Genomic DNA, 15,815 nt, shown 5'->3' on the forward strand with positions numbered 1-15,815 from the left:
AATGCATTTTCCGCACACACAACTCAACTGGCCACTGGCACTGGCTGGTACTCTCTGCTGCAATATGTTCATCTTCCTGCTATTGCCCCTGCTCATCAGCAAGAAGCCGCCTGAACTCATTGCCACAGACATGATTGAGCAGGTGCAACTGATTCGCCTGCAAAAGGAAACACCTCCCAAACCTCCTGAAGAACACAAACAACCAAAACCCTTAGAAAAAGAGAAGCCAAAACCCAGCCAGCAGAAAATATTCAAGGAAAAATTGCAGCTGGCTCTTGATCTCAACCCGCGACTTCCCAAAGGCCCAACCACCCTGGAATTGCCTCCCCCTGACCTGAACCTGCAGGGCGTTAGCGGTGATGCCATATTTGAGGTGGGTGATCTGGATGCACCTTTGACAACAGTTGCCAGAATACCTCCCCTCTACCCGCTGAAGGCCCGGCGGCGAGGTATTGAAGGCTGGGTCAAGGTGCGTCTGCTGGTAAATGAACAGGGCGATGTAAGCGGCGTGACCATTCTCGAAGCCCAACCAGACGGTATTTTTGAAAAAAGTGTCCGCAACTGTGTCGTCAGCTGGCGCTTTCAGCCCGGTACTGTTGATGGTGTACCTGTCAAAGCACAGGTGGAAACCGTTATTCATTTCACATTGGAGTAAGGCTATGCTGTCTACAATGAGAAACATCTGCTCTACTCTTCTCCTGGTTCTGCTGGTAACAACCTTTGCCAATGCCGCCTCGGGGAAGCAACAATCCCTTCCTCCCAGGGCGCAGATCCTGCTCAGCAAAATATCTCCCCTGCTGCAGAAACAGCAATACGCCCGGGCTGCTGCACTCATTGTTGAGCGGCAAAGTTCCTGTCCTCTTGCCCAGGCAACCCGGGGAAAGGGATATCACCATGCAGAAGTCTACTTTGCCCTGGGAAATTGTTATTTGTTGAATACGCAATATCAGCTTGCAGAAAGAGCCTACAGAGAGGCTGTCACAACAGATCCTGAGCATACCCATGCCTGGCTTAACCTGGCAAAAACCTATTATGAGCTTGAGCAATACCTGGCTGCAGCAGACTGTTTCAGTCACGGTTATGCAAGTGAGGAAAGCAAGAATCCCGAGGTGTTATATTATGCGGCCGCATCACTGCTCATGGCTGAAAAACCTGGCAAAGCAGTGCAAGTATTTGAAAAATTGTTTGCCACCCATGCTGATGCCATCCGTGATCCCTGGCGAGAAAATTACGTGCATGCGTTGCTGGCTATCAATAAAAATAGAAAAGCCCTTCCCCAGATTCGCCTGCTCACCGAACATTACACAGGTGAAAAACAGATAAAATGGCAGGAAATCCTGCTCCATCAGTACCTGCAACTGGAGATGATCAAAGAGGCACACTCCTATGCCCATTTTCTCACCGAGTCTGCCCCACAGGTTGAAAAATGGTGGAAAACCCTGGCCCACATTCAACTCAACATGGACCGGGGCATGAACGCTTTGGCCTCACTGGTTATTTACAGCTACCTGACAGAACCCGATTATAAGGAATCCAAGCTTATAGCAGACCTCTGCATGCAGGAGGGCATCCCGATCAAGGCAGAACCGCTGTACCGCCGGTGGCTGGAACAGAAAAACGACGCCAAATTACTGCACAGGCTGGTCATGGCTCAATACCAGCTGGGTAAAATCGAAGAGGCTCTCAAAACCCTGGGCAGTTACCAGAGCCTGGTAACCACGGAAGGCCTCCTTATGCTTAAAGGAGAACTCCATTACAGACTCGACCAGTTCCACGAGGCTGAAACAGCCTTCAAACAGGCGGCACTTACCCATGAATCCAGGGAAGGACAGGCTTGGCTCATGGCCGGATACGCTGCCATGCAAAAAAGGCAGTTGAGCGACAGTAGAAATGCCTTTACCAAAGCTGCCACCTTTCCTTCACAAAAAAAGGCAGCTCTGGTTGCCCTCAATCATCTTAATAACAACCAGGTACCAAACTGATGTCTGCCCATTTCAGCCTGCAATGCATCACCATGCTCTATTTTCTCGGTTTCTGCGTGTCCTTTGTGACAAAAAGAAAACCTCTCCTGTTCTGGTTTGTGGTGCCGGCCCTGCTTGTTCATGTATATCTGATATATCTGCGCTACCTTGCTGCATGGCCTTTACTCCCCATGTACATGAGCAGTCTTGCTGTGCCCATGGTTTTAGGCATATTCTGGATGTTTCCGCAAACGTCCAGCGTTCCTTTTAAGCAGCAGATTCTTTTTCAGCGACTGCTGCTGCTGTTCTGCCTGCTCTGGTCAGGCCTGAGCCTCTGTTTTCCCAAGGATTTTTACCTGCCCTTTCTTCAGTCAAACACCTGGCTTGCCCATATTTTCCTGCTCACCGGTATCATTGGCAAAGCATGCCTGCTCTGCTGTGCAGCCTGGGGCATCATCAGCCTTACATGCAACACCCAGGATGAAAAACGAATCTGTATGACCCAATCCTTTAACTGGTCAATCTGGGGATTTGTCTTTTGGACCCTCTCCATGTTCAGCGGTGAGGTCTGGTCGTACCTTGGCTGGGGAACTCCAGTGGTCTGGGAGGATGCAGTACTCACAACTACCATGGCGGCATGGTTTTATTACGGCTGCTATCTTCACCTTCACCTGACCCGTTCATGGAAAATCGGATACCGTGCCTGTTTTGCTTCTTTTGGCCTGGTCATTCTTCTCTTTGCGACCCTGCCTGATCTGGGGCCTCTCCGTTCACCTTTCTGACCCGGATTTTCCATGACTACAGCAACCAACACAACCACACTTGAAAACGCAGTGAAAAGTTCCCCTTCAACACTGTCAACGCTCTGGAAAATGGCAGGATCCATCAACCTGTCCATCATCCTTCTTCTGTTGCTCACCCTGGATTCCCTGGTCGGCTATTTCTGCCTGGATCGTAACCCGTCCCTGTTCAGGCCCATGGGTGACATGGGCCTGATGACCTGGATCGACACCTATGGCCGTCACAATCTCGCGGTTACCGGTTGGTTTTTTGTCCTGCTGGCTCTCCTTTTTGTCCTCTGCTGCAACACCTTTGTCTGCACCACTGACCGGACTCTGCGAATTCTCCGCAACCGTAAACAACATAGTACTGCCAGACTCCTTTTCCGCCTGGCGCCACATTGCATGCACTATGCTCTGCTGTTGATCCTCACAGGTTATCTGTGCAGCTATCTGTTCAGCATCGTCATCCCCACCCAGACTCTTGTGATCGGCTCTGAATATATACTTCCCAACCAGGCAGGAACCATACGGTTCATCTCCTTTGACCCGGTAACGTATAACGGCGAACGGCTCTACTGGCTTGATGGCAACGTGTTGTCCCCCAAAGCCACACTGCGGCTCTCCACTCCCCATACAGAGCAGGAAGCTGTCATTGGTTTCAATCGTCCCGCCCGTTTTAATGGGTACAGTCTGCACCTGAAAAATTTCGAACCCAAAACCCAGGGCAAAATGCATCGTAAAACCAGAATTGATCTCCATGTGCGCAAAGATCCCGGGGTCATGCTCTATCTTGCAGGTCTCATTCTGTTTTCCTTTGGCATGGTCCTTTATGGATGTGAATGGATTTTCTTTAGAGAGGTTAGCAAAAAATGATTGCCCAGTTGAGAGTTATAATTCAACGCCTGGGGGCCTTACTGGTGATATTGCTCGTTATCGCCGGCTGTAAAGGTGAAACTGACAAACAGGCAGTTGTTGAAAAGGATCCCTCCCAGCCTGCATTTCTGCAGATCGGGAGTTTTTCAGTTCAGCATGTTTCACCATCCCGTACTCATGTCCGCGACGGTGCAGGCCGTACCCTGGTGCTCATCGAACGCGGCACCGAACCGCCAAAGAATGTTCCAGCCACCCAGATTATCCGGGTTCCTGTACAGAGTGTGGCAGCTTACGGCTATTTCGAGGTCTGTGTTCTCAGAGCACTTGGTGTTTTGGAAAACACCCTGGTAGGTGTAACAACACCTGCAAACCGTTGGTTTATCCCTGAAATTAAGCAAGGAATGAAAAACGGTAAAATTGCTTTTCTGGGTGACTCCAGCAAGATCGATTTTGAACGGCTGGAACACCAGCATCCGGAACTGGTCCTTACCTGGGATCCTGCCATCATCCCAATGCTTGACCAGCTGGGTATCCCTTGTGTGGTGACCACCACTCCAGAGGCCATGTGCCTTAACGCCCGTATGCGTTTTGTACAGTTCCTTGCTCCATTTTTTCATAAAGAACAGGAAGCAGACGCTTTTTTTGCACGCATCAGATCTGCCCTGGATGATATCCGCGCCCGTACCGTCACCTCCACCAGTAAACCCAAGGTGATGTGGGGAGATGTATATGAAAAAAGGGTACTGGTGGAACCAGGCAATGCATGGGTAGGCGAACTGGTAGGTCTTGCACAGAGCGATTATCAATTCGATGACATTTTTGGAACATCCTGCATTGAAATCACCCTGGAACGCTTTCTCTATTCCGGCAAAGATGCGGATATTCTGTTCACTTACCGCACCATTGACTCCGGTGCAACCTCCAAGGAAGCCCTGGCGAGGATGAATCCATTAATCAAGGACATAGCCCCCCTGCATACTGGCCGGGTCTACTCTCCCAAACCCCATTATGTCCAGTCGGGTGATCGTCTGGATGAAATCCTCACCGAAATCGCGGCCATCCTGCATCCTGATGTTTATCCGGATTTTCCCCTGCAGTTTTTTAACGAATTACCAGATACAGATCCTGTCCTAGCGCAAAAGGAGAACAAAGATGACGACAAGTGAGCAGACCCTGAGCATTGCCCGGGGCTTTCCTGCCATGCGCAGACAGAGCACGGTTTTTTTGTTGCTGGTCATGACGACACTGGCCATGATGGTGCTCAATATCGGTATTGGTTCCATTGAGTACACGCCACAGCAGATCTGGCAGGTTCTGTTTGACCAGACAAACGACAAAATAGCCCATAACATAATCTGGAATATCCGGCTGCCACGGGCCGTAGCTGCGATCTTTGGCGGAGCCTACCTGGCTGCGGCCGGACTGCTGCTGCAGATCTTTTTTCGCAACCCCATTGTCGGGCCTTATATTCTGGGTATTTCCTCCGGCGCGACCCTGATGGTCTCTTTTGTCATGCTCACCAGCGTAACAGTGGGCATTACCGTGTTTCAGCCTTTTATGAATACCCTCGCCGCTTTCATCGGAGCCTACACGGTGATGATGATAGTGCTTGCCATAGCCTCAAAAATCAGAGGTATCATTACCCTGCTCATTGTTGGTCTGATGATGGGGTATCTCTGTGGTGCGGTAACCGCCATCCTCACAGCCCTGGCAGAGAAAGAAAAAATTAAAGGATTCGTTCTCTGGCAGCTTGGCAGCTTTTCCGGCTTTAAGTGGGATGAAATCGGTCTCCTCTTGTTTCTTGGCGGAGCTGTACTGATTCTGCTCTTTTTTCAATCAAAACCCCTGAACGCATTCCTTCTGGGAGAAGAGTACGCTGCCTCCATGGGGGTCAACATCAAACGTTTCCGTATGCTCATTCTGCTCTGCGCCTGTCTGCTTGCCGGTATGGTTACCTCAATGGCAGGCCCGGTTGCCTTCATTGGCATGGCTGTTCCCCACATGGCACGGCTCAGCTTTGCCACCTCTGATAACCGTATCCTGATTCCCGGTGCCTGTCTCATGGGAGCCTGTGTTTCCAGCCTGTGTGACCTGCTCGCCCGCACGATCCTGGCTCCGGTGGAATTACCCCTGTCAGCTATCACTGCTTTTTTCGGAGCTCCCATTGTTATTGGCCTGCTCCTCAAACGGAGGGTTAAACTATGAGCAAATCCAATTCTGATCCTGTTCTTGCCTGCAATGGTCTCACCGTGGGGTACAGCAACACCCCTATACTCAGGGATATCCACTGCACTTTTGAGCAAGGCCAGTTTATAAGCCTGCTCGGCCCCAATGGAGCCGGCAAAACAACTCTGCTCCGTACCTTATCCAGACACCTGCCCCCTCTTTCTGGTTCCGTTGCAGTCATGGGCAGGGAACTGCAAGCCATGCCTGCTCTGGATCTGGCCCGAATCATGGCCGTGGTACTGACAAACAAGATCAGCCCTCCCCTGTTTTCTGTCTATGAATTTGTTGCCCTGGGACGATATCCACACACCAATTATCTGGGCACGCTGAATTTCCATGATAAAGAAAGTATTCTTCAATCTCTTCAGGCAGTCCATGCGGCAAACCTGGCATCACGCCCCTTTTCCGACCTCAGTGACGGTGAACGCCAGAAAGTACTGGTTGCCAGGGCTCTTGCGCAAGAACCAAAGCTGCTGCTCCTTGATGAACCTACCATTCACCTGGACCTCAAACACCGTGTTGAGGTGATGTCCATTCTCAGAGACCTGTGCCGGACCAAAGGTATTACGGTAATCGCCTCTCTCCATGACGTGGACGTGGCAGCCAAAGTGTCCGACCAGGTAGCCCTGATCAAAGATAGTTCTGTGCAACATTATGGTGCTCCAGAAGAGGTGCTCACCCAGCAGGCAGTTACCACCCTCTATGATTTTGACAAGGCAGAGTTCAACAGTCGTCTTGGAGGTATTGAGCTGCGAAGCGACGGCAACAGTGGCAAAGCCTTTGTCCTGGCCGGCATGGCCAGCGGCTCCCATGTATATAGAATGCTGGCAAAAAAAGGATTTTCTTTTGCCACAGGCGTACTCCACACCAATGATCTGGATTTTTTTGTGGCCGACTCTTTGGGGGGAACCTGTATCACGGTTCCTGCCATGGAAACTATCAATGGAACAGCCACAGCCAAAGCCCATGAACAATTGGCCCAGTGTGACGTGGTCATTGATTGTGGTTTTGCCCTGGGGAATCATAACATGGCCAATGGTGAACTGCTGCAAACAGCACTGGAAATGGGCAAACCATTGTTCAGCCTGAGAACACCGGATGCAGGTAAAAAACTCAATACGCAAAATGGTAATTACATCCAACTCAAAAATGTTGCTGAACTTATAACAACCCTGGACAACTATCTGCCAGGTAAACAACACGGGCTGAAAACAGCCGGACCAGCTCACATGAAGGAGGTATGATGCAACCTTTCAGCTTGTGTTACTACTCAGCCACAGCCATTGAGATTCCTTCTTTAAGTGAAGGCGTCAGCCTGTTTCAGAAATATGGCGGAACTGTCAAGGTTACCGCACGCACCCAGGTACAGTTATTTGATAAGGCCAGGCAGAAGGCCTTCATTAAAGATGCTCTGAAAAACGATGTACTGATTATTTCCCTGCATGGTGGTAAGGCATCGTTTCCAGCCTTTGAATTGCTGGCTGAACAACTGGAGTTGCTCCAGCCAGAGCAGCGCCCCCTTATTCACATTCAGCCAACCAGCGGTGATGAAGATTCCATTGAAGCAGCCAGGGAATTCTGTCAGGATTTTGGAACCCCTGATTGGGACCTGGTAAAGCAATACATCAGCGCCGGTGGTCATATCAACTTTCATCAACTGCTGGTGCGTCTCCATAATCGTCTTTTTGCAACGGATTTGCATTGTGAACCACCGACGCCTCTTCCAGATGACGGTATCTATCATCCTGATTACGCAGGCATTCCAAGACTGGAACGTTACCTGAGTGAAAAAATTGACACTGATAAAATAACCGTGGGGCTGTGGTTTTACCAAACCTATTGGGTGAATAACAATCTCGCGTTTATCGATGCCATTATCCGGGAAATAGAAGCTGCCGGTGCCAATGTTATTCCGGTTTTTCATCATCGCTACAAGGATGCGGAACGTCAGAACAACGGGGCGGATTATGTTGTTCAACATTACTTCATGGATGGAGACAAGCCGCGCATCCAGGCACTCATAAATCCCCAGATGTTTTCCCTGACCCTGGTTGCCAAGGAATACCAGAATCTCCTCAGTCAACTCGGTGTCCCCTTCATTCAGGCAATGACCTGCTCTGCCCCCTACCAGCAATGGAACGAAAGTATTCAGGGGCTTCCCACCATGGATGTTTCTTATTCCGCTGCCCAGCCTGAGTTTGACGGCGCCCTGATCACCGTCCCCGTTGCTACAAGGGAACAGGAAACCGTGGATCCCGTCACAGGGGCGCTGATGGCCAAATATCATCCCATCCCTGAGCGGGTGGGCAAGATGGTTCGTCTTACTCTTAACTGGGGTCGTCTAAGCCGTATTCCCAACAGCGAACGCCGGGTAGCCATTATCTTCCACCACTATCCCCCGCGCAACGACCGCATTGGCTGTGCTGCAGGCCTGGACAGTTTTGCCTCGGTTTCCCTGCTCATGGACAGAATGCGGGCAGCCGGTTACCAGTTGGAACACACCTATCCAGATCACAACGAGCTCTCCCATGCCCTGCTGGAAAAAATGACCTGCGATCAACGCTGGCTTACTCCAGACCAGATGGCGGCACGTGCTGAAGCCGATGCTGGCAGGGAAGAATATACCAGGTGGCATGCAGAACTCCCCCAGGCCATTCAGGAAAAAATGCGAAATGACTGGGGTACTGTGCCAGGAGATCTTTTTGTCCATGATGACAAGATGCATTTTGCAGGTCTGCGTAACGGCAACATCTTTCTTACCATCCAGCCACCGCGTGGCTATCTGGAACAGATAGATGCCATTTATCATGACATGTACCTTTCCCCGCCACACCACTACCTGGCCCAGTACAGATGGATACGTGATATCTTTAAGGCCCATGTGGTCATGCATGTGGGTAAACATGGTTCTCTGGAATGGTTACCTGGCAAGGCCCTGGGGTTATCAGATCACTGTTACCCAGATCTGGCAATTATGGAACTGCCCAATGTATATCCCTATATCATCAACGATCCCGGTGAGGGAACCCAGGCCAAAAGGCGCTCCTACTGCTGTATCATCGACCACCTGACCCCGGCTTTTACCAATGCAGATCTGTACGATGACCTGGCAAAAGTGCAGGAACTGGTCCTCCAGTACCAGATGGCAGTCAGTGAAGATCCGGGCAAAGTACCTGTTCTACAGCCCATGATCTGGGAAGCTGTTGCTGCAGCAGACCTGGATAAAGACCTGGAAATCAGCGAACAGGAAGCCATGGATAATTTTGACAGGTTTCTTGAAACACTCCATGCCTATGTGGAGGAGCTGGGCGATACCATGATCAACGATGGCCTGCACACCTTCGGCCAGCCCCCTGAGGGAAAAAGACTGACAGAATTTCTGGTTCAGCTGACCCGCCTGCCAAATGGCTCTGTTCCATCCCTTCGCGAATCTCTGGTTTCAGCAATGGGATGTGACTACGACGATGTTCTGGAACATCGTGGTGTACGACAGCCTCACTTTGGAAACAGAACAGGTGGTGAGGTGCTGCGCAATGCACATAACCAGGCACTTGAACTGGTTGATGTACTGGAGCAGAACAACTTTTCTCCTGAGAGCGTTCCGCCGTTGCTGGAAAATATTCCCAAAATCAGTCGCAGCAGTGTTGAAGCAACCCTCAAATACATCACCGATTCACTGGTACCCAACATCATAGCAAGCCGTGAAGAAATAAACGCGGCCATGGATGCTTTTGCCGGCAGCTTTGTACCACCAGGCCCTTCAGGATCGCCTACCAGAGGGCAGGCCGACATTTTACCCACAGGCCGTAATTTCTACTCTGTTGATCCCAATAAAATTCCAACTCCTGCAGCATGGGAAGTTGGAGTTCGGTTGGGAGATGCGCTCATTGAACGCTACCTCAAGGAAACAGGACGCTACCCGGATACCATCGGCATCCTGGTGTATGGAACAGTCACCATGCGAACCAGAGGCGATGATATTGCTGAAATTTATTACCTGATGGGCTTGAAGCCTGTCTGGCAGAAAGGCAGCGGCAATGTCTGCGGCCTGGAGGTGATTCCCCTTGAAGAACTTGGCCGCCCCCGACTGGATGTTTCTCCCAGGGTATCGGGATTCTTTCGCGATTCCTTCCCCAACCTCATGGAACGTATCGACGAGGCAGTACGCATTGTCAGTGCCTTGAAAGAAGCTCCTGAATCCAACTTTGTCCGCCGCAACGTCTACAAGGACGTGGCTGAGTATAAAAAACAGGGGATGAGTGAAGAGGAAGCCCTGCGGGAAGCCACCTTTCGGGTATTCGGCTGTCCTCCGGGAACCTATGGAGCCGGAGTTTCAGAACTCATTGAATCCAAAAACTGGAAAACCCAGGAAGATCTGGGCAACAACTATATCCGTTATTCCTCACATGCCTATGGCCAGGGCAGTTATGGCACCCAGAAACCGGAAAATTTCAAACGTGTCCTCTCCCGTATGGATGTCACTGTTAAAAACGAGGATTCCCGCGAATATGACATGATGTCATGTACTGATTACTACAACTACTACGGCGGACTCATCGTAGCAGCCAAAACAGTTCGCGGCAGCCTCCCCTTTGCAGTTATGGGCGACAGCTCAGACCCCAAAAGGGTCAAGGTACGCACAACTTTTGAAGAAGCCAAGCACGTCCTGCGCTCCCGGCTGGTGAATCCCAAGTGGCTGGAAGGCATGAAACGTCACGGCTACAAAGGTGCTGGCGATATCTCCCACATGATGGATGTGGTCCTAGGCTGGGATGCCACGGGTGAGGTGATCGAAGACTGGATGTACGCCAAAATTGCCCAGGCCTATGCCCTTGACCCGGAAATGCAGCAGTGGATGAAAGAGGTCAATCCTTACGCCTTGCAGAACATTCTGGACAAGTTACTGGAAGCTATCAGCCGCGGCATGTGGAACGCTGACGAATCAATGGAACAGGATCTGCGTGATGCCTACCTGGAAATGGAGGGAGAGATAGAGGAGTGGACCGAATGACCTCAACTTTCCACGATTTTTTGAAAAGTGTTGTCTGCCCTGATTATTCAGCGAAAGCTCCAGAGAGCAAATAGGCTGGCCGCATGCACAACATCAACAAAAAACTTAATATATCAAGCAGATGCGCCAAGAGCAGCTGCGCTCTTTCTGCGCTGCTGCTGGTATTACTGTTTGGCCCTCAGGTATATGCACAGACCAACGGTGATGTGGTCATTATTACAGGTGAAGACATCAGCCGTATGCAGGCCAATACCATGGCTGATGTGCTTAATCACGTGGCAGGAATCACAGCAGGGGAATCGTCTGTTGGTATTCACGGCTCCTACAAAGTCAAAGTGTTTTTGGATGGCCGCCCCATCAATGATCCCACATCAAGCCATGGAGGCATCAACTGGAACCTGGTCAACCTTGAGCAGGTAGAGGAAATCCAGATTCTGCGCGGCAAGGGCAGTGTACGCTACGGCCAGGATGCCAGCGGCGGTGTCATCCTGATAACCACACGGCAGGTGTCCAGTCTTTCCGGCCATATCAAAACCTATGGCGGCAACCTGGACACGGGATATGGCAGCGCCCAGGTCCAGGCCAAGAAAGGTGCCTACAGTGCGGCGTTTTCCGGTGAAACTGAATTTACTCAAGGATATCGTGAAAACAATGATAAGCATCGTTACAAGGCAGGCATAAAAACCACCTATACCCATGACCAGGATCGATACATCAGCCTCGGGGCCGATTACCTCTATGATACCAGAGGGTTGGCAGGTTTTCTCGACCATCCTACCCCCTATTCCCGTAAAAAGACCAAGACGACTGCCCTGACAGCACAGGCCCAGTACCTGCAGACCACCAGCACAACCTTTTACAACGACGGTTACCGTCATAACAGTGATGTGAGCAGAGATTTCAGCCAGACCCTGCGTGTGTACGAGCTTGGTGAGGATCTTTCCACATCCAGCAAAACCGGTGAAATTGGAGAACTCTCCTATGGTGCCGGTTACCGGCGCAACTGGGCTACCGGCTCCAACCTCGACGCTCAGTCTGAAGAAACCTTTTCCCTATATGGCAGCCAGCGGTTTGAAAAGGATGAGTTTCCTCTGTTCTTTACCCTCGGTCTGCGAGCCAATGCCAACACCGACTTTGATGATACCCTCAGCCCGGAAGCCAAGCTGGGCTATCACAAGGAAACATGGTCCCTGACACTGGCCTACAGTGCCTCTGCAAATATTCCTTCTCTGTACCAGCGATACAATCAGAGCAGTTCCACCATGCCCAATCCGGACCTGGATATTGAGACATCTGATAACTACAGCCTTTCCTGGCACCGGGATTTTAATAAACAGATCAGCCTCATGGGCACCTTTTTTTATAATCAGCTGACAGACCGTATCACCTACGTGACCGGCGACGACGGCATTGGCCAGTATGAAAACTTTGGAGAGGTTACCTATCGTGGAGGCGATCTGGCCCTCAGCTGGCAGGCCACGGAGAAACTCTCCCTCAAGGCCAGCTACACCTACCTGAAAGCCCGTGATGAGGAGACGGATCTGACCATTCCTGCAAAATCAGAACACAAAGCCACAGCAGACCTGTATTACAAGGCTAGCGACCGCTTAATGACAGTGCTTTCCTCAAAATACGTCTCTGAAGCCTATCGGGATCGCAGCAATACCATTGTGATTCCAGATTATTTTTTGATGGATGCCAGGGCAGAATATGACCTGGGTAAGATAGCCCTGTTTACGGAAATAAAAAACCTGTTGAACTGCAGTTACTCCTATGCAGACGGCCTGCCCGCACCACCAAGAACGTGGATACTAGGCATGACCTGGGACATATGAAAACTCGTGAACATTCAACACTCTATTCATATGATGGAATTTTGAGGCACAACTGATGTTTACCAATCTCTATCCTCTGGCAGCCATTGTTGGCCAGGATCAACTGAAACAGGCGCTACTCCTTGCTGCCGTAAATCCACTGCTCAGTGGTGTGCTGATCCGTGGAGAAAAGGGGACAGCCAAGTCCACCATGGTTCGGGGGCTGAGTCAATTACTGCCCGAACTGGATGTGGTACAAAACTGCCCCTTCGGCTGTAGCCCCCGTAACGGTGATGTTCGCTGCACCAGCTGCAGCCAGGAAAATGCTGTTCATATCACGGTAAAAAAACAGGTTCCCCTGGTCACCCTGCCGCTCAATGGTACAGAGGACAGGGTCGCAGGTGGAATTGATTTTCCCAAATCCCTCCAACAGGGAAAGGTGGTCTGTGCACCGGGTTTACTGGCACAGGCAAACCGGGGAATTCTGTATGTGGATGAAGTCAACCTGCTTGATGATCACCTGGTGGACCTGATTCTCGATGCATCGGCCTCTGGTATTAATCGGGTGGAACGGGAAGGACTCTCATTTACCCATCCTGCAAGTTTCCTTCTGGTCGGAACCATGAATCCCGAGGAGGGCGAGTTGCGCCCACAACTCCTGGACCGTTTCGGGCTCTGCGTAGACCTGAAAGGAGAGGAGGATCCAGAAAAACGCGTGGAGCTGATGCTCCGCCGGGAATCCTTTGATGCTGATCCCACCGTGTTTATCCACCAGTATGAACGACAGACAGACATGCTGCGTCAACAGATAGTCCAGGCCAGACAGGCACTGGACCTGGTGCAGGTTTCCAAATACATGCGGGGTTTTATCAGCGAGCTCTGTGTGGAAAACAATGTGGCCGGACATCGCGCTGACCTTGTCCTGGAACAGGCAAGTCGGGCCATAGCTGCGCTGGAAGGCGCCCATGAGGTAACCTTTGATCATATTCAGCAGATAGCGCCCCTGGTCCTGCTCCATCGTCGCAGGGAAGCAGAACCTCCACCGCCTCCTCCCCCACCCGAACAGGACAATCAGGAACAGGAGCAACAAGAAGAATCTCCCCAGGAAGAGAACCAGGAGCAACAACAGAACGAACAGGAATCCGGTGAACAAGATCAAGGACAGCAACCTCCCCAGGCTGAGGAGTCTCCTGATGAGCAATCGGAACAGGGCGAGGAAGAGCAACCGGTTCCCATGCCCCAGGTTGAAAAAGAAGATCAGGTTTTTGCCATTGGCTCCACCTTTCGGGTGAAAGCCATTGTCTCCGCCAAAGACCGTGTTTTCCGCAGGGGATCCGGGCGCAGGTCCCGCACAAGGGTCGCCCAGAAAAATGGGCGTTATATCAAAAGCACCATGCACCAGAACGGTGACCTGGCCCTGGATGCCACCCTGCGGGCTGCCGCACCGTACCAGAAACAGCGCGGCTCACAAGACGGCATGGCTGTACACATTCACAGCCAGGACATTCGCGGAAAAATCAGAGAAAAACGAATAGGCAACTTCCTGCTGTTTGTGGTTGACGCCAGTGGTTCCATGGGAGCACGAGGACGTATGGCAGCTTCCAAAGGTGCCATCATGTCCCTGCTGCTTGATGCCTACCAGAAAAGGGATCAGGTCTCCATGATTACCTTCCGGCGTAAGGAAGCCATGGTCAATCTCCCCCCAACCACCTCCGTGGACCTGGCCGGCAAACTGCTTGCCGAAATGCCTGTGGGCGGCAGAACGCCTTTGTCTGCCGGGCTTGCCAAAAGTCATGAACAGGTACGCAACTACCTGGTGAAAAACCCCACTGGCCGCCCCATTGTGGTTTTTCTTACAGATGGCAAATGCAACGTCTCCCTGGGACAGGACAAACCTGTACCTGAGTCCATGCTGCTTGCATCGGCACTGGCAAGGGATGAGCGCTGTCGCTACATCGTCGTAGATACTGAAGATCAGGGGGTGGTCACCTTTGGTCTGGCCCAGCAACTCGCCGGAGCCATGCAGGCTCAATATTTTAAGATAGATGACCTCAAAGCAGAATCTCTGGTGAACATCGTCAAAGGACAAAGTGTATGAAAAAAGCACCCATTTATCCATTTCCAGCCATTGTGGGTCAGGAAAAAATGAAACTGGCCCTTATCCTCAATATCATCAATCCCGGACTTTCCGGTGTTCTCATTCGCGGAGAAAAAGGAACCGCCAAATCCACTGCGGTCAGGGCGCTTGCCGACATCCTGCCTGAGATACAAGTTTTTGATAACGATCCTTTCCAACTGGATCCAGAAAAGGAAAAAGAGGAATTCCATAGCATTCAGGCTGCATTGGGCATCCAGGAAAAGCCAACCTTGCCTGTTGTTACGCAGAAAAAGGTTCAGGTCGTAGAGCTACCTGTGGGTGCAACCGAAGACCGTGTGGTTGGTACTCTGGATCTGGAGTATGCGCTTAAAAAAGGAGAAAAGCGGGTCGAACCCGGAATCCTTGCCAAAGCGCACAGAAACATCCTTTACGTGGATGAAGTCAACCTCCTGGACGACCATGTGGTTGATGTTTTGCTTGATTCTGCAGCCATGGGGGTCAACACCATAGAACGTGAAGGGGTCTCCTTTTCACACCCAGCCCGCTTTACCCTGGTAGGCACCATGAATCCGGAAGAGGGAGAGCTGCGTCCCCAGTTGCTGGACCGTTTTGGTCTCTGCGTCAATATTGAAGGTATTCAGACAGCTGATGATCGTGTTGCCATCATGGAGCGCCGGGCAGCTTTTGACCAGGATGCAGAAACCTTTTCAAAGCAATGGCTGGAACAATCCCGCCAGCTTGCTGATCAGATTCTCTCTGCAAGAAAACTCTACCCCGAGGTAACCGTTGAAAAGGAACTGCTCTTTGAAATAGCCAACACCTGCCTGGAAGTTGGAGTGGACGGACACCGGGGCGACATCATCATGCTTAAAACTTCCAAAACCATGGCGGCCTTTGATGGACGAAATGCAGTCACCTCTGCCGATGTTCGAAATGCCGCAGACCTTGTGCTGCCACACAGGGTAAGACGACAGCCGCTGATGGATATTGCAGAAAATGTACAGTCTCTGCGTAAACGGGCAACAGCGTAATCTTCACCCGGAGAAGGCC

General features: G+C 51.2%; 11 protein-coding genes. All 11 read left to right on the plus strand.

Going from position 1 to position 15,815, the window contains the following annotated elements:
• Position 1: 1 nt before the first annotated feature.
• The 11 genes from G493_RS0111535 to G493_RS0111585 all read left to right on the plus strand — a co-directional run bounded on the left by G493_RS0111535 (position 2) and on the right by G493_RS0111585 (position 15,796).
• Positions 2–655, plus strand: coding sequence for an energy transducer TonB (locus G493_RS0111535; RefSeq protein WP_028580510.1), 654 nt, complete (start codon positions 2–4; stop codon positions 653–655).
• A gap of 4 nt (positions 656–659) precedes the next feature.
• Positions 660–1,982 carry a tetratricopeptide repeat protein gene (locus G493_RS0111540; RefSeq protein ID WP_028580511.1) on the plus strand — a complete coding sequence of 441 codons (1,323 nt, stop codon included), beginning with the start codon at positions 660–662 and terminating at the stop codon, positions 1,980–1,982.
• Positions 1,982–2,743 (plus strand): cytochrome c biogenesis protein CcsA, encoded by a 762-nt coding sequence (gene ccsA, locus G493_RS0111545; RefSeq protein ID WP_028580512.1) that lies wholly within the window; start codon positions 1,982–1,984, stop codon positions 2,741–2,743. Before G493_RS0111540 ends, ccsA begins: the two co-directional genes overlap by 1 nt.
• 12 nt (positions 2,744–2,755) lie before the next feature.
• A complete protein-coding gene (locus tag G493_RS0111550; RefSeq protein ID WP_028580513.1) occupies positions 2,756–3,616 on the plus strand; it encodes a hypothetical protein in 861 nt (286 codons plus the stop codon).
• Positions 3,613–4,782 (plus strand): ABC transporter substrate-binding protein, encoded by a 1,170-nt coding sequence (locus G493_RS28955; RefSeq protein WP_035274268.1) that lies wholly within the window; start codon positions 3,613–3,615, stop codon positions 4,780–4,782. Before G493_RS0111550 ends, G493_RS28955 begins: the two co-directional genes overlap by 4 nt.
• Entirely contained in the window at positions 4,769–5,821 is a 1,053-nt protein-coding gene (locus tag G493_RS0111560) for a FecCD family ABC transporter permease (protein WP_051309251.1), read from the plus strand. Before G493_RS28955 ends, G493_RS0111560 begins: the two co-directional genes overlap by 14 nt.
• Complete coding sequence (locus G493_RS28960; RefSeq protein WP_051309252.1) at positions 5,818–7,086, plus strand: ABC transporter ATP-binding protein; 1,269 nt, start codon at positions 5,818–5,820, stop codon at positions 7,084–7,086. Before G493_RS0111560 ends, G493_RS28960 begins: the two co-directional genes overlap by 4 nt.
• On the plus strand, positions 7,086–10,853 hold the full coding sequence (gene cobN, locus G493_RS0111570; protein ID WP_028580515.1) for a cobaltochelatase subunit CobN: 3,768 nt from the start codon (positions 7,086–7,088) through the stop codon (positions 10,851–10,853). Before G493_RS28960 ends, cobN begins: the two co-directional genes overlap by 1 nt.
• Before the next feature lie 83 nt (positions 10,854–10,936).
• Positions 10,937–12,688: a TonB-dependent receptor plug domain-containing protein gene (locus G493_RS0111575; RefSeq protein WP_028580516.1), complete on the plus strand. Its 1,752-nt coding sequence runs from the start codon at positions 10,937–10,939 to the stop codon at positions 12,686–12,688.
• A 55-nt stretch (positions 12,689–12,743) separates the two neighbouring features.
• The gene (locus G493_RS0111580) at positions 12,744–14,765 is read left to right on the plus strand and encodes a putative cobaltochelatase (protein WP_035274270.1); all 2,022 of its coding nucleotides are present in this window, start codon (positions 12,744–12,746) and stop codon (positions 14,763–14,765) included.
• On the plus strand, positions 14,762–15,796 hold the full coding sequence (locus tag G493_RS0111585; protein WP_028580518.1) for an ATP-binding protein: 1,035 nt from the start codon (positions 14,762–14,764) through the stop codon (positions 15,794–15,796). The genes G493_RS0111580 and G493_RS0111585 overlap by 4 nt, the downstream gene beginning before the upstream one ends.
• Positions 15,797–15,815: the final 19 nt, after the last annotated feature.

Source organism: Desulfogranum japonicum DSM 18378 (assembly GCF_000429945.1).
Lineage (GTDB): Bacteria > Desulfobacterota > Desulfobulbia > Desulfobulbales > Desulfobulbaceae > Desulfogranum > Desulfogranum japonicum.

What these genes read in the sequence shown, in the direction of transcription:
- G493_RS28955 (WP_035274268.1), top strand. Translation starts at nt 3,613, where the DNA reads ATGATTGCCCAGTTGAGAGTTATAATTCAACGCCTGGGGGCCTTACTG.
- cobN (WP_028580515.1), top strand. Translation starts at nt 7,086, where the DNA reads ATGCAACCTTTCAGCTTGTGTTACTACTCAGCCACAGCCATTGAGATT.
- G493_RS0111540 (WP_028580511.1), top strand. Translation starts at nt 660, where the DNA reads ATGCTGTCTACAATGAGAAACATCTGCTCTACTCTTCTCCTGGTTCTG.
- G493_RS28960 (WP_051309252.1), top strand. Translation starts at nt 5,818, where the DNA reads ATGAGCAAATCCAATTCTGATCCTGTTCTTGCCTGCAATGGTCTCACC.
- G493_RS0111580 (WP_035274270.1), top strand. Translation starts at nt 12,744, where the DNA reads ATGTTTACCAATCTCTATCCTCTGGCAGCCATTGTTGGCCAGGATCAA.
- G493_RS0111550 (WP_028580513.1), top strand. Translation starts at nt 2,756, where the DNA reads ATGACTACAGCAACCAACACAACCACACTTGAAAACGCAGTGAAAAGT.
- G493_RS0111575 (WP_028580516.1), top strand. Translation starts at nt 10,937, where the DNA reads ATGCACAACATCAACAAAAAACTTAATATATCAAGCAGATGCGCCAAG.
- G493_RS0111560 (WP_051309251.1), top strand. Translation starts at nt 4,769, where the DNA reads ATGACGACAAGTGAGCAGACCCTGAGCATTGCCCGGGGCTTTCCTGCC.
- ccsA (WP_028580512.1), top strand. Translation starts at nt 1,982, where the DNA reads ATGTCTGCCCATTTCAGCCTGCAATGCATCACCATGCTCTATTTTCTC.
- G493_RS0111535 (WP_028580510.1), top strand. Translation starts at nt 2, where the DNA reads ATGCATTTTCCGCACACACAACTCAACTGGCCACTGGCACTGGCTGGT.
- G493_RS0111585 (WP_028580518.1), top strand. Translation starts at nt 14,762, where the DNA reads ATGAAAAAAGCACCCATTTATCCATTTCCAGCCATTGTGGGTCAGGAA.